General features: G+C 70.4%; 20 protein-coding genes and 1 pseudogene. 9 read left to right on the plus strand and 12 right to left on the minus strand.

Going from position 1 to position 17,802, the window contains the following annotated elements; translation table 11 throughout:
- Positions 1-19: 19 nt before the first annotated feature.
- The gene (locus tag FIV44_RS09885; RefSeq protein ID WP_141004293.1) at positions 20-1,222 is read right to left on the minus strand and encodes a cytochrome P450; all 1,203 of its coding nucleotides are present in this window, start codon (positions 1,220-1,222) and stop codon (positions 20-22) included.
- A 47-nt stretch (positions 1,223-1,269) separates the two neighbouring features.
- Positions 1,270-1,614 (minus strand): antibiotic biosynthesis monooxygenase, encoded by a 345-nt coding sequence (locus tag FIV44_RS09890; protein WP_181411080.1) that lies wholly within the window; start codon positions 1,612-1,614, stop codon positions 1,270-1,272.
- Positions 1,615-1,789: 175 nt separating this feature from the next.
- Here FIV44_RS09890 and FIV44_RS09895 point away from each other — a divergent pair, with 175 nt between their 5' ends.
- The 4 genes from FIV44_RS09895 to FIV44_RS09910 all read left to right on the plus strand — a co-directional run bounded on the left by FIV44_RS09895 (position 1,790) and on the right by FIV44_RS09910 (position 4,466).
- On the plus strand, positions 1,790-2,218 hold the full coding sequence (locus FIV44_RS09895) for a nuclear transport factor 2 family protein (RefSeq protein ID WP_219996377.1): 429 nt from the start codon (positions 1,790-1,792) through the stop codon (positions 2,216-2,218).
- Positions 2,215-2,382, plus strand: coding sequence for a DUF1059 domain-containing protein (locus FIV44_RS09900; RefSeq protein ID WP_141004296.1), 168 nt, complete (start codon positions 2,215-2,217; stop codon positions 2,380-2,382). The genes FIV44_RS09895 and FIV44_RS09900 overlap by 4 nt, the downstream gene beginning before the upstream one ends.
- 24 nt (positions 2,383-2,406) lie before the next feature.
- On the plus strand, positions 2,407-3,612 hold the full coding sequence (locus FIV44_RS09905; RefSeq protein ID WP_141004297.1) for a cytochrome P450: 1,206 nt from the start codon (positions 2,407-2,409) through the stop codon (positions 3,610-3,612).
- 65 nt (positions 3,613-3,677) lie between these two features.
- The gene (locus FIV44_RS09910) at positions 3,678-4,466 is read left to right on the plus strand and encodes an SDR family NAD(P)-dependent oxidoreductase (protein ID WP_141004298.1); all 789 of its coding nucleotides are present in this window, start codon (positions 3,678-3,680) and stop codon (positions 4,464-4,466) included.
- 31 nt (positions 4,467-4,497) lie between these two features.
- Here FIV44_RS09910 and FIV44_RS09915 read toward each other — a convergent pair whose 3' ends face one another.
- The 10 genes and pseudogenes from FIV44_RS09915 to FIV44_RS30370 form a co-directional block, all read right to left on the minus strand.
- Entirely contained in the window at positions 4,498-5,322 is an 825-nt protein-coding gene (locus tag FIV44_RS09915) for an ATP-binding cassette domain-containing protein (RefSeq protein ID WP_246086903.1), read from the minus strand.
- 52 nt (positions 5,323-5,374) lie between these two features.
- Positions 5,375-6,346 carry an ABC transporter ATP-binding protein gene (locus FIV44_RS09920; RefSeq protein ID WP_219996379.1) on the minus strand — a complete coding sequence of 324 codons (972 nt, stop codon included), beginning with the start codon at positions 6,344-6,346 and terminating at the stop codon, positions 5,375-5,377.
- Positions 6,343-7,218, minus strand: a complete 876-nt coding sequence (locus FIV44_RS09925; protein WP_141004299.1) for an ABC transporter permease — start codon at positions 7,216-7,218, stop codon at positions 6,343-6,345. Before FIV44_RS09925 ends, FIV44_RS09920 begins: the two co-directional genes overlap by 4 nt.
- Before the next feature lie 23 nt (positions 7,219-7,241).
- The gene (locus tag FIV44_RS09930; protein WP_342778889.1) at positions 7,242-7,880 is read right to left on the minus strand and encodes an ABC transporter permease; all 639 of its coding nucleotides are present in this window, start codon (positions 7,878-7,880) and stop codon (positions 7,242-7,244) included.
- An 83-nt stretch (positions 7,881-7,963) separates the two neighbouring features.
- Positions 7,964-8,182, minus strand: a pseudogene (locus tag FIV44_RS33125) (ABC transporter permease); the annotation flags it as partial.
- 86 nt (positions 8,183-8,268) lie between these two features.
- Entirely contained in the window at positions 8,269-9,918 is a 1,650-nt protein-coding gene (locus FIV44_RS09935; RefSeq protein ID WP_181411082.1) for an ABC transporter substrate-binding protein, read from the minus strand.
- 127 nt (positions 9,919-10,045) lie between these two features.
- Entirely contained in the window at positions 10,046-10,384 is a 339-nt protein-coding gene (locus FIV44_RS09940; RefSeq protein ID WP_141004302.1) for a hypothetical protein, read from the minus strand.
- The gene (locus tag FIV44_RS09945) at positions 10,381-11,973 is read right to left on the minus strand and encodes an FAD-dependent oxidoreductase (RefSeq protein WP_141004303.1); all 1,593 of its coding nucleotides are present in this window, start codon (positions 11,971-11,973) and stop codon (positions 10,381-10,383) included. Before FIV44_RS09945 ends, FIV44_RS09940 begins: the two co-directional genes overlap by 4 nt.
- Complete coding sequence (locus FIV44_RS09950) at positions 11,970-12,446, minus strand: VOC family protein (protein WP_181411083.1); 477 nt, start codon at positions 12,444-12,446, stop codon at positions 11,970-11,972. The genes FIV44_RS09945 and FIV44_RS09950 overlap by 4 nt, the downstream gene beginning before the upstream one ends.
- Positions 12,428-12,598, minus strand: coding sequence for a hypothetical protein (locus FIV44_RS30370; protein ID WP_181411084.1), 171 nt, complete (start codon positions 12,596-12,598; stop codon positions 12,428-12,430). The genes FIV44_RS09950 and FIV44_RS30370 overlap by 19 nt, the downstream gene beginning before the upstream one ends.
- Before the next feature lie 193 nt (positions 12,599-12,791).
- On the opposite strand from FIV44_RS30370, the gene FIV44_RS09955 reads away from it, so the two are divergent.
- The 5 genes from FIV44_RS09955 to FIV44_RS09975 are packed head-to-tail and all read left to right on the plus strand — an operon-like array spanning position 12,792 to position 17,767.
- Complete coding sequence (locus FIV44_RS09955) at positions 12,792-13,250, plus strand: nuclear transport factor 2 family protein (protein ID WP_141004305.1); 459 nt, start codon at positions 12,792-12,794, stop codon at positions 13,248-13,250.
- Positions 13,247-13,804: a nuclear transport factor 2 family protein gene (locus FIV44_RS09960; protein WP_181411085.1), complete on the plus strand. Its 558-nt coding sequence runs from the start codon at positions 13,247-13,249 to the stop codon at positions 13,802-13,804. The genes FIV44_RS09955 and FIV44_RS09960 overlap by 4 nt, the downstream gene beginning before the upstream one ends.
- Positions 13,801-14,673 carry an SDR family NAD(P)-dependent oxidoreductase gene (locus FIV44_RS09965; protein WP_141004307.1) on the plus strand — a complete coding sequence of 291 codons (873 nt, stop codon included), beginning with the start codon at positions 13,801-13,803 and terminating at the stop codon, positions 14,671-14,673. Before FIV44_RS09960 ends, FIV44_RS09965 begins: the two co-directional genes overlap by 4 nt.
- Positions 14,674-14,684: 11 nt before the next feature.
- Complete coding sequence (locus FIV44_RS09970) at positions 14,685-16,715, plus strand: 2-oxoacid:acceptor oxidoreductase subunit alpha (protein ID WP_141004308.1); 2,031 nt, start codon at positions 14,685-14,687, stop codon at positions 16,713-16,715.
- Positions 16,712-17,767 (plus strand): 2-oxoacid:ferredoxin oxidoreductase subunit beta, encoded by a 1,056-nt coding sequence (locus tag FIV44_RS09975; RefSeq protein ID WP_141004309.1) that lies wholly within the window; start codon positions 16,712-16,714, stop codon positions 17,765-17,767. Before FIV44_RS09970 ends, FIV44_RS09975 begins: the two co-directional genes overlap by 4 nt.
- Positions 17,768-17,802 lie beyond the last annotated feature (35 nt).

Below are 17,802 nucleotides of genomic sequence, written 5' to 3' on the forward strand. Positions count from 1 at the left end.
CCCTTCTGCTCGTGTCGGCTCAGCGAGCCTCGACCGGGACGCGCAGCTCCTTGAAGCCCCGGACCGACTTGAACGGCGACCACTGCGGCTCGCCGTCGAGGCCCAGCTCACGGCTGCGGGTGGCCAGGGCGACCACCGCCTCCTCGATCTCGGCACGGGCCAGGTTCACGCCGAGGCAGAAGTGGATGCCCGAGCCGAACGGGATCGCGCGGTTCGCGGAGCGCGTGATGTCGAACGTGCCGGCGTCGGGCATGCCCTCCTCGTCGCGGCCCGCGGAAACCAGGCACTGCCCGACCGGGATGCCCTTGGGGAGGAGCTGGCCGTGCCACTCGATGTCCTCGACCGGCTGGCGGGTGGTGAAGAGCACCGTCGACTCGAAGCGCATGACCTCCTCGGCGGCGCTGCGCGCCAGTGCCGGGTTCTGCCGCAGCAGGTCGGTCTGCCCGGGGTACTTCGCCATCAGCATCGTGGCGATGGAGAGGGCGCCCTTGGTCGTGTCGTGCCCCGCGAAGAGCATGAAGATGATGTGGTCGACCAGCTCCTGCTCGGTGAGCCGGTCGACGCCGTCCCGCTCCTCCAGCATGGCGGTGATCAGGTCGGGGCCGGGGTCGCGCCGCTTCTCCTCGATCAGCCCCCGGCTGTACCCGTCCAGCTGGAGGACCGCGTCGTCGACCGCCTTGCGCAGCTCCGGCTCGTCGGCCGTGCCGTTGTGGAAGCCCATCGCGACCATCTGGGTCAGGTCCTCGTACATCGACTGCTGCTCGCGCGGTATGCCGAGCAGGTCGCCCATCACCCGCAGCGGGATGACGTGCGCGAACTGCTCGATGTCCACATGGCCCTGCTCCAGGCACGGGTCGAGCGCCTCGTTGACGATGTCGATGATCGTCTGGCGCAGCGGCTTGAGCCGCTTCGGCGTGAAGGCGCCGCCCAGCAGCCGCCGCAGCCGGGTGTGCGCCGGCGGGTTGAAGGCGGAGATGGTGCGGTGCCACCAGTCGTAGAAGACGCCCTCGTAGTTGCCGAACGAGGCGATCAGGTCGCCGAACTCGAAGGCGTCGGACTTCAAGATCGCGTCGACGTCCGCGTGCCGCAGGGCGAACACCAGCCCGCTGTCGGTGCGGGCGAACGGGGACACCGTGCGCGCCTCCGTGAGGTGCTCCTGCAGCGTCTGCCAGGTGGCCTCTTCACCCAGCGGGATGACGGGGAGGTCTAGAGCCACAGACATATCGATTCCTTCGGTCCTGGTGTGGGTGGTGTGGTCCGCGCGGCCGATCAACCGGCGAGTCGGGGGTAGGTGGTCGCCGCGGTGTAGCTCATGATCGACGCGCGCAGCTCCGGCGACAGCTCGCCGTAGACCTCCATCGCGATCACGTCCACCGTCGTCATCAGTTGGGAGCCCAGCGGCCGGTTGGCCTGGATCCAGGCGCGCCAGGCCGCCTCGTCGGCGTACTCGGCCAGGTTGACGAGCCGGTGCTCGGCCTCGTCGACGTACATCTCGTAGTAGTGGACGCCGTCGAAGTCCCGGGCGAGGTCGACCATCTGCCCGGCCGTCGCCTTCGCCTCGGCCCAGTCGGCCGAACGCCCCTGGTTCACGGCTCTCGCCCGAATCACCGACATGACCGACTCCTCGCCCTGGCATCCTCGACGTAGTTTCGCCAGCATAGAGCTCAACGAGCGCGCTTTTCAATATCCTCGCGATTTTGGCCAAAACTTTCGAATGTCTTTCCGACATAGTGGCGTATGATTCATGTCCTACGACGCCGGCCGAGGGGCCGAGAGGGGACGACGATCCGTGGACGACCTGGAACGGCTCCTGGCCATCGAGGAGATCAAGAAGCTCAAGGCCCGGTACTTCCGCTACCTGGACCAGCACCGGTGGGAGGAGTACCGCGCCCTGTTCACCGAGGACCTGGTGCTGGACATCCCGGAGACGCCGGGGCCGCGCCGCACCCGCGACCAGTTCGTCGACGGCGCACGCGCCCACCTGGACGCCGGGCTCTCCATCCATCACGGGCACACGCCGGAGATCGAGATCCTGGACGACGAGACGGCGGAGGGCATCTGGGCGATGGAGGACCTGGTCGTCCCCGACCCCGCCACCGGGCGCGCGGCCTTCACCGGCGCCGGCTACTACCTCGAGAAGTACCGCAAGGTCGACGGCTCGTGGCGGATCTGCCACCTGAGCCTCCAGCGCCTCAGGAAGGACGAGATCACCGCATGAGCGACCAGAACCAGAACCCGACCCTGCGCCTGGACTGCCCGTGCGGCGCACGCCTCCAGGGCCCGAGCGAGGACGAGCTCGTCGAGGCCGTCCAGGCGCACCTGGCCCAGCGCCATCCCGGCAGGGAGTACTCCCGCGAGGAGATCCTGTTCCTGGCCTTCTGAGGCCGCACTCACCAGGAGATCCACGTGTCTTCCGCCCGCCCCCTGGTCGACTTCGACCATCACTCCGCCGCGTTCGCCGCCGACCCGGACGGCATCCTGCGGGCCTTGCGCACCGCCAGCCCCGTCGCCTACACCGACCACTACGGCGGCTTCTACGTGATCACCGGCTACGACGAGGTCCGTCAGGTCCTGCTCGACGACAGGTCCTTCTCCGTGGAGAGGGACCCGGACGGTCGCGGCGGCCTGCTGATCCCGCCCAGCACCCATGCCCGGGAGACCCTCCTCCCGGGCGAGATCGACCCACCCCGCCACACCGCCTTCCGGCGACTGCTCACCCACCGCTTCGCACGCAACGCCGTGCAGGCGTACCGGCCGGCCACCCAGGGCTTCGTCGACGAATGTCTCGACGAGATCGTCGCCCTCGGCGACTTCGACGTCGTCCACCACCTCGGCGCGCCGGTGCCGCTCGCGCTGACCGTGCATCTCCTCGGCCTGCCCGGCTCCGCGGAGCAGCGCGCTCGGCACAAGCTCGCCGTGGAGGAGGTCTTCGGCCTCGGGAAGACCCGGGGGACGCAGGAGGGACTGGCCGCGGTCGACGGGCTGTCGGAGCAGATCCGCCGCACCATGGACGAGCGACGCCGAGCGCCGCGCGACGACGTCATCAGCGATCTCGTGTCCGCCGATGCACCGCGCCTGGCCGACGTGGAGATCCGGGGCTTCATCATGAACCTCCTGGCCGGCGGACTCCCGACGACGGCGTCGACCACCGCGCACGCGCTGCTGGCGCTGCACCACGACCGGTCACTGCGACAGCGCCTGATCGACGACCCCGACCTGGTCGGCCCCGCCGTCGACGAGTTCGTGCGGACGAGCTCTCCCTCAGTCTCCCTGGCGCGAACCGTGCGCGAGCAGGTGGAGGTCGGCGGGGTCCCCTTCACACCCGGCGACCGCGTCCTCGTGCTCCTGCCGTCTGCGAACGTCGATGCGCGCAGATACACCTCACCCGAGACCATCGACCTCGAGCGTGGCGGCCAGCACCTGGCCTTCGGCGCCGGCGCGCACTACTGCCTCGGCGTCCACCTCGCACGGCTCGAGCTCACTCTCATGCTGACCGCGGTCCTCACGCGCCTCCCCGACTACAGCATCGACGAGGGCCTCGTGCAGCGACTCCCCATGCGGGGGATGCTGAACGGCTACGTCTCGATGCCGGCACACACCAACCTCCCGTAGAACCCACCGCCACCCGGAGGCCTCTCGTGCCGAGGGCGTGGCGCTCGCGAAGGGAACCGTCACCCATGACCGATCATCCAGGACTGGTCGCCGGGCAGGTCGCCGTCGTCGCCGGAGCCGGATCCGGCATCGGCCGAGCGGTCGCCGCGGCGTACGTCCGCGAGGGCGGCCGCGTGCTCGTCGCCGACCGCTCCGGCGCCGAGCAGGACGTCGCCCGGGAGATCGGCTCCGCGGCGACCCCGCTGTCGGCCGACATGACCGACCCCGCCCGCGTGGAGAGCATGGTCCGGGAGGCGCACGCCCGGCACGGCCGGCTCGACGCCGTGATCAACACGGTGGGCGTGTGCGACGTCTTCGACCCCATCGTGGACCTCGACCCCGCGGACTTCGACCGGATCGTCCGGGTCAACCTCACCTCGGCGTTCCTCTCCATCAAGTACGCCGTCCCGCTGATGCGCGCCGCGGGTGGCGGGTCGATCGTCACCTTCTCCTCGGTCGGCGGCTTCGCCGCCACCGAGGGGATCGCGGCCTACTCGGCGGCGAAGGCCGGCATCGTGATGCTGACCCGGAGCGCGGCCCTGGAGTACGGGCCGGACAACATCCGGGTCAATGCGGTCTGCCCCGGCCCGATCCGCACGCCGATGAACGAGCCGGTCTTCGCCGAGCCCGGACGCTACGACGCCCTGCGCGCCTCGATCGCGATGGACCGCGTCGGCGAGCCGGACGAGGTGGCCGAGATGGCCGTCGTGCTGGCCAGCGACCGGGCCTCGTTCGTCACGGGGGTCGCCCTGCCGGTCGACGGCGGGCGACTGGTCTCCGCGGACAGCCGCCGCGCCGCCACCCCGGAGCACTGAGCCGGCCCGGACGTCCGGGCCGGCTCGACGATCAGACGCCGACCACCCGGCGAGGACGCCAGCCCGGGCGGGGCACGGAGTCGATCAGCAGCCGGGTGTAGGGGTGCTGCGGCCGGTCGAGCACGTCCTCGGTACGGCCGCGCTCGACGATCTCGCCCTCGCGCATGACGATGACCTCGTCGCTGATCTGCCGGACCACGGCGAGGTCGTGGGACACGAACAGATAGGCGATGTCGACCTCCTCGCGGATGTCGCGGAGCATGTTGAGCACCTGGGCCTGGATCGACACGTCGAGCGCCGAGACCGCCTCGTCGAGGACCAGGACCCGCGGCTCGGCCGCGAGGGCCCGGGCGATCGCCACCCGCTGCCGCTGCCCGCCGGAGAGGTGGCGTGGCAGCGCCCGGCCCTGGCGCTCGTCCAGGCCGACCTGGTCGAGCAGGCGCTGGATCCGCTCCCGGCGCCAGTGATCGTCGCGCTCTGGGAAGTGGAGCCTCAGGACGCTCGCGATGCACGAGCTCACGCTCTGCCGGGGGTCGAGGGAGGCGTACGGGTTCTGGAAGACCATCTGGATGTCGCGCGCCCGGCGCCGGCGCTCGCCGCCGGTGATCCGCCCGCTTCCGTGCTCGCGTCCGGCCACGACGATGCGTCCGGCCGTCGGGGTCTCCAGGCCGACCAGCATCCGTGCCGTGGTGGACTTCCCCGAGCCCGACTCCCCGACGACGGCGAGCGATCCGCCGGCCGCGACGCTGAAGGTCGAGCCGGCGACCGCGACCAGCTCCCGCCGGCGGCGCAGGCCGCCGCGCAGGACATAGACCTTGCGCAGGTCCTCGACGGTGACCACGTCCTCTGCCGTCACTTCCCTCACCCCACGATCCGCTCCGGCGCCGCGGCCGAACGCCGCTCGCCCATCAGCTCCTCGACCCGCAGGCAGGCCACCTCGCCCTCGCCCCGCGGCTCCAGCACCGGCCGCACGTCCACGCAGCCCGGCCGGCTGGACGCGCAGCGCGGGGCGAAGGCGCATCCGGCCCCCGCCTCGAAGGCGGAGACGGGGCGTCCGCCGACGGCGTTGAGCCGCTCCGCCCGACCGTCCAGTCGGGGCGGGAGCCGATCAGCGCCCGGGTGTAGGGATGCAGCGGCTCGGCGTGCAGCGCGGTCGTCGGCTGCCGCTCGACGATCGAGCCGGCGTACATCACCGCCGTCTGGTCGCAGATGGCCTCGGCCAGGTCCAGGTCGTGGGTGATGAAGAGCATCGCCAGGCTCCGCTCGGCCCGGAGGTCCTCCAGGATCGCCATCACCTCCATCTGCCGGGTGACGTCGAGCGCCGTGGTCGGCTCGTCGGCGATCAGCAGCCGCGGCTCCAGGGCGAGCGCGGAGGCGATCATCACGCGCTGGAGCAGACCGCCGGAGAGCTCGTGCGGATACTGCCGCAGCCGCCGGCGGGGCTCCGGGATGCCGACCTCGTCGAGGAGCTGGACCGCCCGCGCCTCGGCCTTCGCCCGGCTGTGGCCGAGGTTCGTGCGCATCGCCTCGGTGAGGAACGCGCCGATCGTGCGGACCGGGTTGATGTGCGCCGACGGGTCCTGGAAGATCATCGCGACCTCCCGCGTGTAGTACTGGCGCAGGGCCGTCCGGTCCAGCGTCAGGACGTCGGCGCCGTCGAACTCGATCCGCCCCTGCACGACGGCCTTCGGCGGCAGCAGCCGCATCACCGAGCGGGCGGTCATCGACTTGCCCGAGCCCGACTCGCCGACCAGGCCGAGCGCCTGGCCCGGCGAGAGCTCGAAGGAGACGTCGTGGATCACCGGACGCAGCTCGCCCTCGATCGCCAGGTCGACGTGCAGGCGATCGACGCGCAGCAGGGGCTGACTCGACGTGGTCATCGGCGGACTCCGAACCTGGATGCGAGCTGCTGACCGAGAACCGTGAAGGCGAACACGCTGATCAACACCATGGCGCAGCCCGAGAGGGCCTCGAGCGGGTGTCCTTCCAGCAGCCCCTGCTGACCGGTGGCGATCAGCAGGCCCCAGTCGGCGGCGGGCGGCTGCACCCCGAGACCGAGATAGGCCAGCGCCGCGAGGTTGAGCATCGCGTACCCGAAGGTCATGGCGCTCTGCACCAGGATCAGGGGCGCGACGTTGGGCAGCAGATGGCGCCGGGCGATGAACAGCCCGGAGAAGCCCAGGACCTGCGCCGCGGCGACATAGCTCAGCCCTCGCTCGCGGAGCGCCGCTCCTCTGATGATCTTCGAGAAGTACGGCGTGAAGTGGATGCTGATCGCGATGACGGGGGCGACCAGGCCGGGACCGAACAGGGAGACGGCCATGAACGCCAGCAGCAGCGCGGGGAAGGACATCAGGAAGTCGAGGACGCGCGAGACGAGCGCGTCCACCCAGCCCCCGAACCAGGCGCTGAACAGCGCGATGGCCGTGCCGACGGCGGTGGCGAGGACGACGACGACGATCGCGCCGATCATGCTCGGCCGGGCGCCGGCGATCAGGCGGGACAGGACGTCACGGCCGAGCGCGTCGGTCCCCAGCGGGTGGCTCAGGGACGCCGAGGCGGAGATGGCGTCGTAGTCGTTGGCGTTGGGGTCGTAGGGCTGGATCAGGGGACCCAGCAGGGCGACCGCGAACAGCAGGGCGATCACCACGACGCAGACGAACTCCGCCTTGCTCGACCATGCCCAGCGCCCGACGCGCCTCGCCGTCGTACCGATGACGCCTCTCCTCGTGGAGCTCTCACGTCCGATCATCTTCGGATCGGCTGCCTGCAAGGTCATGTACGTGCCACCGCCCTGGGGTCGATCACGGCATAGAGGACGTCGATCAGCATGCTGACCAGGACGAACGAGAGGACCAGGAGCAGTGCGATGCCCTGGACGACGACGATGTCGCGCTGGTGGACGGCCTGGACCAGGTACGAGCCGACGCCGTTGATCCCGAAGGCCACCTCGATCACCGCTCCCCCGGCGATCATCGAGGCGGCCGCCAACCCGGTCGCGGTGGTCACCGGGATCAGCGCGTTCCGCACGATGTGGCGCCGGGTCACGATCCGGTTCGGGATGCCGCGCGAGCGCGCCGTCTCGACGTGCTCGCGCTCGGCCTCGGTCGCCACCTCGGCCGCCGTCACGTTGATGACATAGGCGACGATCGGCGTCGCGAGCGCGAGCGCCGGCAGGGCCAGGTGGTAGAGCCGGTCCAGGACGCCCTCGCCCCCGCCCAACGTGGGGAACCAGCCGAGCTGCACGGAGAACAGCGCCAGGAGCAGGACGCCCGCCACGAAGGCGGGACGGCCACGCCGGCCGCGGCGAGACCGAGGATGGCCCGGCCGAGCCGGTTCGGACGCAGGCCGACGAGCGTGCCGAGCACGATCCCGCCGACCACGACGATGAGCGTCGCGAGTCCGACCAGCCACAGCGAGTTCACCAGCCGCGGCCCGATCAGGTCGACGACCGGGACCTGGAAGATCGGGGAGACCCCCAGATCGCCGTGGAGCACACGCTCGAGCCAGTGCCAGTACTGCACGACGAAGGGATCGTCGAGGTGGTACTCCGCCCGGGCGGCGGCGATGGCCTCCGGCGACGCGTCGCCGCCGATCAGGACATCGGTGATGTCGCCCGGTGCCAGGTACATCGCACCGAACACCGCAAAGCTCGAGGCCACCATGGTCAGGAGCGCCCCTGTCAGGCGCCTGACCAGAACGATCACGATGGACATCGCGCCACCTCTCGTCTCGCTGGGGAGGCGAGGGGGCACCGGGAGTGGTGCCCCCTCACCTGCTGGTCACGGGGAAGCCGGTCTCGTCACTTGGCTCCGATGACCGCCGCCCACGGACCTTCCCAGTAGGGGTTGTTGAGCCAGGCTCCGCCGAGACGCTCGTTGAGGAAGAGCGTGTTGTCCCGGTAGACGAGCGGGATCGGGAACGCGTCCTCGTCGGTCATCTGGAACAGCGCCTGCGCCGTCAGCTCCGCCCGGGCGTCGTCGTCGGGCTCGGCCCGCGCCTGGCTGATCAGGTCGAAGGCCGCGGAGTTCTCGTGCCCGAAGGTGAGGACGCCCTTGCCCACATAGCCCGAGACGATCGCGACCAGCGGGTCGGGCGCGTTCTGCACGCCCATCCGCAGCCAGAGGTCCACGCCGGCGCGCGCGTCCGGCGTCGTCAGCAGCCCGAGGAGCTCGGTCGGGTCCTTCGGCGCCAGCTCGATGTCGATGCCGGCCTGGGCGGCGGACTGCTGGATCACCGACGCCGCCTTCTCGTGCACCGGGTCCCCTGCCGTGTAGACCAGGGTGAGCGGCCGGCTCGGCGCTCCCGCGTCGTCGACCAGGCCCTTGGCCTGCTCCAGGTCCGGCTCGAGCAGATAGTCCAGCTTGTCGGTGACCTGCTGCTTGAAGACGTCGCCGCCGTAGGTGAAGGAGGACGGAGAGGAGACGGCCTGGACGTTCGGGTGTCCGTATCCGGCGTAGCCCACCTTGGCCACGGCCTCCCGGTCGATCGCGAGGGACAGCGCCTTGCGCAGCCGGACGTCGGCGAGCGGTCCGGACTGGTCGACCGGGATCAGCACGTCGAACAGCACCGACTTGCCGCGCTGCAGCGTGCCGTTGCTGGCGCCCTCCAGGCGGGAGGTGATCGAGAGGGGCAGGTTGTAGGCGCCGTCGATCTCGCCGGAGAGCAGCGCGCTGGCGAGCGCGTTCGGGTCGGAGACGAACCGGATGGTCAGCTTCTGGATCAGCGGCTGGTAGTCGTCGTTCCAGTAGTCCGGGTTGGCCGTCATGGTCATCGACTCGCCGGTCTGCCAGGACTCGTACTCGAAGGGACCGGAGCACATGATGCCCCCGGCGGCCGTCCCGTAGGCGTCGCCCTTCTCCTGCACGACGCTCGGCTTGTGGATGGCACCGAAGTTGGTGGCGAGCACCGTCGCGACGTAGGTGCTGTCGTGCTGGGTGAACTCGACCGTCACCTCGTTGTCGCCGGTCTTCGTGACGCTCTCGACGTTGGCGACGTTGGCCTGGTTCGTCGGAGCGACCGCCGGATCCATGACGTGGTTGAGGTTCCACACCACGTCGTCAGCCGTCAGCGGGGTCCCGTCCCAGTAGGTCACGCCCTCCTGGATCGGCATCACCAGTCGCGTCGGGGTCTCCCAGCGCAGCTCGGTCGCCAGGTGGGGGACGAAGTTCCAGTCGCCGTCGAGCGCGACCAGGTGGTCGCACATGATCGACTGGGGCGCGTAGTTGTTCTCCGAGAAGCCCGGGACGCCGAGACTGGTCGGCTGCGGGCTGATGTTCCACGTCACCGAGTCGACCGGTCCTGAGGCCGGCTCCATCTTGTTCGGCAGCTCGGACACGTCGACCGGCTTCGAACTGCTCCCGGACCCGCTGCCGCCGCCGTCGCATGCCGCCAGCACCGCCGCGCCCAGGACGAGCGCCACCAGGCCGGCGGCGAGACGGCGACCGCCCATCCGCTTCCTGACCGTACTGATCCCATCGTCCACCCCTCTCTTGGGGACTGCCCGAAACACCGGTCCCACTGACTCGAAATCACTGTGTTGTGAAGCATGACACATTCCATTTTTCTGGTCAATGGTTCTATTCAGTCGGATTCGATTCAATATCAGGTGCGGCGATGTGCACCCGCACGTGATGCCCCGACGCGTCGACCCAGCCGTGCTTCGCCGCGTACGCGACCATGCCGTCGAAGCCGCCCAGCAAGGACGGGTCCACGGCGGCGACCTGCTCCCGGACCCACGCCACCCGGACCCAGACGTGCTGCTCGTCGTCGGCGACGGATCCGGCGCCCTGCCGCTCCAGCGCGAGCCCGAGCGCCGCGCGGTCCGCACCGTCGCACAGGAGGGCCAGCGCGCTCATCACGGCCGGCTCCTCGACGAGCAGGACGGGAGCCGGAGCGGTACGGAGACGGAGGATCATGCGCACCCCTCCTCGGCGGTGGCGTCGGCGGCGGCCGCCTCCCCGGCGCGGAAGCCGAAGACCAGCGCCGGGCCGATGGTTCCGCCCCCGCCGGCGTACATCGCACCGAACGGGCTCGCGGCGACATTCCCGGCGGCATAGAGGCCGGGGAGGCCCCCGCTGCCGCCGGGTCGCTGGACCCGGCCCTCGGCATCGGTGCGCGGGCCGCCCTTGGTCCCGATCGCCCCCGGGTGGATCTCCAGCGCGTAGAACGGAGGCGTGACGAGCGGCCCCAGGGTCACCCCCTGGTCCCCGTGGAAGCGGTCGTAGGCGAAGTCGCCTCGACCGAAGTCGGTGTCGCGTCCGCCCGCGGCCAGGCCGTTCACCCGTCGTACCGTCTCCTCCAGCACGTCCGGTCGTACGCCGATCGCGGCGGCCAGGCCGGACCAGGTCGCGCTGCGCCGGCACCAGGCGGGATCGCTGTCGGGCGGCAGGAAGCTCGCATGGCCCGAGCGGAAGACGGCGTCGAAGACCAGCCATGACGGGGATCGCCCGAACTCGTGCCGCCCTGTGCTGATCTCCGTCATGGTGCGACCGAAGTCGTTGTAGTTGCTGGCCTCGTCGGCGTACCGCCGCCCGTCCGCGTCGACGACGATGGAGCCCGGCGCCGCACGATGGGAGGGGAACACGATCCGGCTCCTCGGCTCTCCTCCTGCGACCGTCTCCCCCGGGATGCGGTAGGCCGGGCACCACCAGGCCTCGCTCATGTTCGCCAGGTCGGCGCCGGCCGCCATCGCCATCCGCAGCCCGTCGCCACGCACGGACGCGACGCCCAGCGCATGGGGCGCCGGGCCGCGGAGGAAGGCGCGGGTGAGGCCGGGGTCCCGCTCGAAGCCCCCACTCGCCAGGACGACCCGTCCGAGGAACTCCTCGTCGGACGTCGCGACGCCGACCACGGCCGCGTTCCGGTCGGTGAGCAGCCGGGTAGCCCGGCAGCCGGTGCGCACGACCACGCCCGCGGCCACCGCACCGGCCGCCAACGCGACGACGAGACCGCGTCCCATCGTCACGAGCGGTTCGGCGCCGTCGGGGAGGGCGTGGGCCGCCTTGCCGTGCAGGGTGTCGCCGAACGTGACCGGCACCGTCCCCAGGTCGCCCGGCTCGCCGAGGTGCACCTGTCGCTCGACGTCGGCGGCGCCGCCGGTCAGCGGCAGCGGCGCCGGCTCCAGGACCCGGCCACGCGGCTGCGAGCCCGGCCGTTCGTAGTAGTCGGGATGCTCCTGGACCTGCCAGCGCAGCGGGGTGAGCTCCTCCAGCAGGTCGGCCACCCGGCCCGCGTCGGCGCAGAACGCCTCGAGCATCGACGCGTCCGTCCAGCCCACGACCAGGACGCTGCGGAGGTACTCCAACGCGGCGGCGGGGCTGTCGGCGATCCCGGCCCGCGCGAGGTGGGTCGTGGCCGGCAGCCAGGCGGCTCCCGCCGACAACGCGGTGGTGCCCCCGATGCGCGGCGCCGCCTCGAGGACGGTGAGGTCCGCTCCACCACGCCTGGCCGCCAGCGCGGCCGCCAGGCCGGCGGCGCCGGAGCCGACGACCACCACCGAGCTCATGCGCCGCTCCCGTCCGAGCCCACCGGGCTCCACGCGACGCCCGCGCACAGCTCGACGTGGTTGCCGTCGGGGTCGGCCACGAAGGCCACGCGCACGGACTCGGAGAACGAGTACGGCGCGCGGACGACCGCGTGGCCGCGGGCGACGGCCTGCCGCACGATCTCGTCCGGGTCCGTCACGTGGACCGTCAGGTACCTGATGCCGAGCACCGGCCCGGCCTCCCGCGGACCTCTCGGCTCGTCCCACTGCAGCAGCTTCAGCATGCTGTTGCCGAACCGGAGTGCGGCCAGCCGGCCGTTCGGCAGGTCGAGCCGGCCGAACACCGAGAAGCCGAGCAGCGCGACATAGAAGCGCTCCGACGCCGCCAGGTCGGACACGTGCAGGCCTGCCGCGAGGGCGTAGGGCGCGGCCGGGTCGGGCCGCGCGGGCGGGTCGGGCTGCGGGCCCACGGCCGTCACCGGGACGGGTCCCATCCGGCCATCGAGGCGTCGTAGACCTCGCTCGAGGGATGCCCGGTGCGCCACCAGTCCTCGAGGAAGGGCCGCAGCGGCGCCAGCTCCTCCCGGATCGCCCGCTCCATGTCGTCGACCACGATCGCGACCTCGAACAGCTCGCTCACTGCCACGCGTACTTCCCATCCGGCCGACCGCGGCCGACCTCCGCCTGGGGACCGACGCCGGGCCGTCGTACCGCACCGACGGGTCCCGGGCGAACCTTTCCGGTCAGATTACGCATGTCATCCGAAATCTTCAAATATGATTCCATTGACTCGATCTTTGATTCGATGACAAGATCGCGCCATCCAGCGAGGAGGCACGATGGATCCGGTTGAGGCAGCACAGCGGCTCGGGCAGCTCGAGGACGTCGAGGCCATCAGGCAGCTCAAGGCCCGCTACTTCCGCCACGTCGACGCCCACGAGTTCGACGAGGTCGCGGACCTGTTCTGGCCCGACGCCCAGGTGCGCGCGACCTCCGCCATGAGCGGCCCGGCCGGCGAGTTCGTCGCGTCGCTGCGTGAGCTGTCCGCGCGACTGACCACGTTCCACGCCGGCCACATGCCGGAGATCGCCGTGCTGCCGGACGGCACCGCGACCGGCCGCTGGTCGATGAGCTTCCACATGCAGTGGACGGGCGAGGCCGGGCTGGAGGCCGCCCAGGGCTACCGCCTGTACGAGGACACCTACCGCAAGGTCGACGGCGAGTGGCGGATCGCGGGCATGCGGATCACCGAGCCGGACGCGAACCCCATGGTCGCCATCACCTCCCCGGCCTCGTGACGCCCGCTGCCCCCGACCCGGCCCCGGACCTCGAGAGCCGGCTGCGCATCCTGGAGGACCACGAGCGGATCCGCTCGCTGAAGGCCCTCTACTGCCACTACTGCAACACGGGCTGGGACGGCGCCGGCTCGGATCCGGATGCCGCGGCGGACCTCTTCACCGACGACGCCGTGTACGACACCCCGATGACGGGCGCACTCCAGGGCAAGGTGGCCATCCGGCAGATGATGCGGGACTTCGGCCTGCGGTTCGCGATGGCCGTCCACCTGGCGACGACGCCTCGGATCCGCGTCGAGGGCGACACGGCCGAGGCCACCTGGCAGGGCCTCAACGCGCTGCTCACCCCAGCCGGACAGGCCCTGTGGTCGGGCGGCAGCTACGAGGAGCAGTACGTGCGGACGGCCGCGGGCTGGCGTTTCGGCCGGATCCGCCGACGCAGCGCGTTCCTCGCGCCGTACGACCGGGGTTGGGGCGAGGTGCGCGACGTCGCCCGACAGGTCCGCGACGACATCACCCGGCCGGTGCCGGGCGACCGGGACGGAGATCTGACATGACGAGCGAAGAGGGAGGACCGGACGTGACGGGACGGCTCGCGGACAAGGTCATCGTGGTCACCGGGGGCACCCGGGGGCTCGGCCGCCACATGGTGCAGACCTTCGTCGACGAAGGTGCCCACGTCACCCTGATCGGGCGCAACGCGGACGACGGGAACCAGGTCGTGGCGGAGCTGGCGGGTCGCCTCGGCTCCGCCCACTTCGCCCGAGGGGACATCTCGGTCGAGGCCGACGTCGCCGGTGCCTTCGCAGCGGTGGCCGAGCGATGGGGTCGCCTCGACGGCGTGGTCGCGAACGCGTCCGGCTACCAGGACAACGCCCCGCACGACGGCCTGCTCTCCGAGATGAGTCTCGACGGCTGGAACCAGATCATCGCGAGCGACCTCACCGGCACCTTCCTCACCGTCAAGCACGCCCTCCAGGCGATGTGCGCGGGCAACGGGGGGTCGGTGGTCACCCTCGCCTCCCAGCACGCGATCCGCGGAGTGAACGGTGCGGCCGGCTACAGCGCGGCCAAGGGCGGGGTGATCGCCCTCACGCACAATGTCGCCAGCTACTACGCCCGCTACGACATCCGCTGCAACTGCATCGCTCCCGGCGTGACCCGGACCGGCGGCGAGTACCTCGAGGCCCTCCTCGACCATCCCGTGCAGGGTCCGCCGATCTGGGACGTCCACCTGGGTCGCGTCGGGCAGCCGGAGGACGTCTCGTACGCCGCCACCTACCTCCTCGCCGACGAGTCCCGCCAGGTCAACGGCGTCATCCTCCCCGTCGACGGCGGAGCCGTCAGCGCCTCCCACTTCCGGCGCCCGGTCGCTCCCGACCTCCCCCAGTACGAGCGCAAGCGCACGCGCGCGCCCGAGTTCTGAGCGCCGGAGCCATGACCCTCGAGAGGAAGGACCCCCACGTGGCGCGCCACGTCGCCGAGGCGATCACGACGGTCAAGCAGGTCAAGCGGTTGGATCGGGTGATCATCCGGTTCGCGGGTGACTCCGGCGATGGCATGCAGCTGACCGGTGACCGGTTCACGCAGGAGTCGGCGGTGTTCGGCAATGACTTGGTCACGTTGCCGAACTTCCCCGCCGAGATCCGCGCCCCGCAGGGCACGATCCCCGGGGTGTCGTCGTTTCAGATCCATTTCGCCGATCACGACATCCTCACCGCCGGGGACCGCCCGGATGTGCTGGTCGCGATGAACCCCGCCGCGTTGAAGGCCAATCTGGGTGATCTGCCGCGGGGGGCGACGATCATCGTGGACACCCACGACTTCACCCAACGCAACCTCGACAAGGCCGGCTACACCTCCAACCCGCTCGACAAGCTCGGCGAGGTCGATGATGTGTTGGCGGGGTTCGCGGTGCAGCCGGTCGACCTGACCGGGATCACCGTCGAGGCGGTCAAGGAGTTCGGGCTCTCGCGTAAGGACGCCGCACGGGCGAAGAACATGTTCGCGTTGGGGTTGTTGTCGTGGATGTACGGGCGCCCGACCGAACCCACGGTGGCGTTCTTGAAGAAGAAGTTCGCCAAGGTCCCCGCGATCTTGGGCGCGAACATCGCCGCATTCCGCGCGGGGTGGAACTACGGCGAGACCACCGAGACCTTCGTGGTCCAGTACGAGATCAAACCCGCCCGGATGAACTCCGGCACCTATAGGAACATCACCGGCAACCTGGCCCTGTCGTATGGGTTGGTTGCGGCCAGTGTTCGTGCCGGTGTACCGCTCTTCTTAGGCTCGTATCCGATCACCCCGGCCTCCGACATCCTCCACGAGCTGTCCAAGCACAAGGGGTTCGGGGTGACCACCTTGCAGGCCGAGGACGAGATCGCCGGGATCGGCGCCGCGATCGGCGCCTCCTTCGCCGGCCAACTCGGCGTCACCACCACCTCAGGGCCCGGGATCGCGCTCAAGTCCGAAGCCATCGGACTCGCGGTCATGACCGAACTCCCCCTGGTGGTCGTCAACGTCCAACGCGGCGGCCCCTCCACCGGCCTGCCGACCAAGACCGAACAGGCCGACCTCCTCCAGGCCATGTACGGCCGCAACGGCGAAGCCCCCGTCCCCATCATCGCCCCCCAATCCCCCGGGGACTGCTTCGCCGCCGCCCTCGAAGCCGCCCGGATCGCGATCACCTACCGCACCCCCGTCTTCCTCCTCTCCGACGGGTATCTGGCCAACGGCTCCGAACCCTGGGCCATCCCCACCATCGACCAGCTGCCCAAGATCGACGCTGACTTCGCGACCGAGGCCAACCACGACAAGGGCGATGGCACGAAGGAGTTCTGGCCCTACGCCCGCGACCCCCAGACCCTCGCAAGGCCCTGGGCCATCCCCGGCACCCCCGGACTCGAGCACCGCATCGGCGGACTGGAGAAAGCCGGCACCCCCACCACCGGACACGGCAACATCTCCTACGACCCGGCCAACCACGACCACATGGTCCGCCTGCGCGCCGCCAAGGTGCAGCGCATCGCCGACTCGCTGCCCCCCTTGCAAGTCGATGATCCGAGTGGGCAGGCCAAGGTCCTGGTCATCGGGTGGGGCTCCACCTACGGCCCCATCGGCGCCGCCTGCCGCCGCGTGCGCCGCGCCGGCTACCACGTGGCGCAGGTCCACCTGCGCCACCTCAACCCCTTCCCCCACGACCTCGCAGACATCCTGCGCTCCTACGACAAGATCCTCGTGCCCGAGATGAACCTCGGCCAACTCAGCAGACTCCTGCGCGCGGAGTACCTCGTCGATGCCCAGGGCTACAACCACGTCTACGGGCTTCCCCTCAAGGCCGCCGAGCTCGCCGAAGCCATCGGCACCCTCATCGGCCACGCCGAAGGACGCGAGGTCGACCTCGGCGAACACGGCCTCAATCTTCCCGCCGACCACGAGACCAGCCCAGAGGAGGCACCCGTCCGATGACGACCAACAACCTGGCAGACCTGCCCATGCCCGCACATCATTCGGCGGGCACCGCCCTGGTGCCCCGGCTGGCCGAGGGCCAGACCCAGACCGGCAAGGACTTCTCCAGCGACCAAGAAGTCCGCTGGTGCCCCGGCTGCGGCGACTACGCCGTCCTCAAAGCCGTCCAGTCCTTCCTCCCCGACCTCGGACTAGCTCGGGAGAACATCGTCTTCGTCTCCGGGATCGGCTGCTCCTCGAGGTTCCCCTACTACCTCGACACCTACGGCATGCACTCCATCCACGGCCGCGCCCCCTCCATCGCCACCGGCATCGCAGTAGCCCGCGAAGACCTCTCCGTATGGGTCGTCACCGGCGACGGCGACGCCCTGTCCATCGGCGGCAACCACCTCATCCACGCCCTACGCCGCAACGTCAACATGACCATCCTGCTGTTCAACAACCGCATCTACGGCCTCACCAAAGGCCAATACTCACCCACCTCCGAAGTCGGGAAGATCACCAAATCCACCCCCACCGGATCCCTCGACCACCCCTTCAACCCCGTCTCCCTCGCCCTCGGCGCCGAAGCCACCTTCGTCGCCCGCACCATCGACTCCGACCGCAAACACCTCACCACCATCCTGCAAGCGGCCGCCGCCCACCGCGGCACCAGCCTGGTCGAGATCTACCAAAACTGCCCCATCTTCAACGACGGCGCCTTCGACACCCTCAAGGGACCCCAAGCCGCCGACCACCTGCTCCGCCTCGAACCCGGCCTCGAGATCACCCTCGACATCAACGGCCACACCCAGACCTGGCACCACGACCCCACCGAGACCAACCCCACCCGCCAATTCGCCCTCTCCCGCCTCAGCGACCACAACGCCCCACCCGGCACAACCGGACAGGTCCCCATCGGCATCTTCCGCCAGATCCACCGCCCCACCTACGACGACCAGACCCGCGCCCAGATCGCTCACGCCCGCGACGCCGCCACAGCAACCGGTGACACCGACACCGAGCGGCTCACCCAGCTCATCAACACCGGCGACACCTGGACCATCGACTGACCGCCCTTCACCCCGTTCCACGAGAGGAAATCCAC

The organism is Nocardioides humi (assembly GCF_006494775.1).
Lineage (GTDB): Bacteria > Actinomycetota > Actinomycetes > Propionibacteriales > Nocardioidaceae > Nocardioides > Nocardioides humi.

What these genes read in the sequence shown, in the direction of transcription:
- FIV44_RS09910 (WP_141004298.1), top strand. Translation starts at nt 3,678, where the DNA reads ATGACCGATCATCCAGGACTGGTCGCCGGGCAGGTCGCCGTCGTCGCC.
- FIV44_RS09955 (WP_141004305.1), top strand. Translation starts at nt 12,792, where the DNA reads ATGGATCCGGTTGAGGCAGCACAGCGGCTCGGGCAGCTCGAGGACGTC.
- FIV44_RS09975 (WP_141004309.1), top strand. Translation starts at nt 16,712, where the DNA reads ATGACGACCAACAACCTGGCAGACCTGCCCATGCCCGCACATCATTCG.
- FIV44_RS09885 (WP_141004293.1), bottom strand. Translation starts at nt 1,222, where the DNA reads ATGTCTGTGGCTCTAGACCTCCCCGTCATCCCGCTGGGTGAAGAGGCC.
- FIV44_RS09890 (WP_181411080.1), bottom strand. Translation starts at nt 1,614, where the DNA reads ATGTCGGTGATTCGGGCGAGAGCCGTGAACCAGGGGCGTTCGGCCGAC.
- FIV44_RS09900 (WP_141004296.1), top strand. Translation starts at nt 2,215, where the DNA reads ATGAGCGACCAGAACCAGAACCCGACCCTGCGCCTGGACTGCCCGTGC.
- FIV44_RS09945 (WP_141004303.1), bottom strand. Translation starts at nt 11,973, where the DNA reads ATGAGCTCGGTGGTGGTCGTCGGCTCCGGCGCCGCCGGCCTGGCGGCC.
- FIV44_RS09940 (WP_141004302.1), bottom strand. Translation starts at nt 10,384, where the DNA reads ATGATCCTCCGTCTCCGTACCGCTCCGGCTCCCGTCCTGCTCGTCGAG.
- FIV44_RS09925 (WP_141004299.1), bottom strand. Translation starts at nt 7,218, where the DNA reads ATGATCGGACGTGAGAGCTCCACGAGGAGAGGCGTCATCGGTACGACG.
- FIV44_RS09965 (WP_141004307.1), top strand. Translation starts at nt 13,801, where the DNA reads ATGACGAGCGAAGAGGGAGGACCGGACGTGACGGGACGGCTCGCGGAC.
- FIV44_RS09970 (WP_141004308.1), top strand. Translation starts at nt 14,685, where the DNA reads ATGACCCTCGAGAGGAAGGACCCCCACGTGGCGCGCCACGTCGCCGAG.
- FIV44_RS09950 (WP_181411083.1), bottom strand. Translation starts at nt 12,446, where the DNA reads ATGGGACCCGTCCCGGTGACGGCCGTGGGCCCGCAGCCCGACCCGCCC.
- FIV44_RS09920 (WP_219996379.1), bottom strand. Translation starts at nt 6,346, where the DNA reads ATGACCACGTCGAGTCAGCCCCTGCTGCGCGTCGATCGCCTGCACGTC.
- FIV44_RS09935 (WP_181411082.1), bottom strand. Translation starts at nt 9,918, where the DNA reads ATGGGCGGTCGCCGTCTCGCCGCCGGCCTGGTGGCGCTCGTCCTGGGC.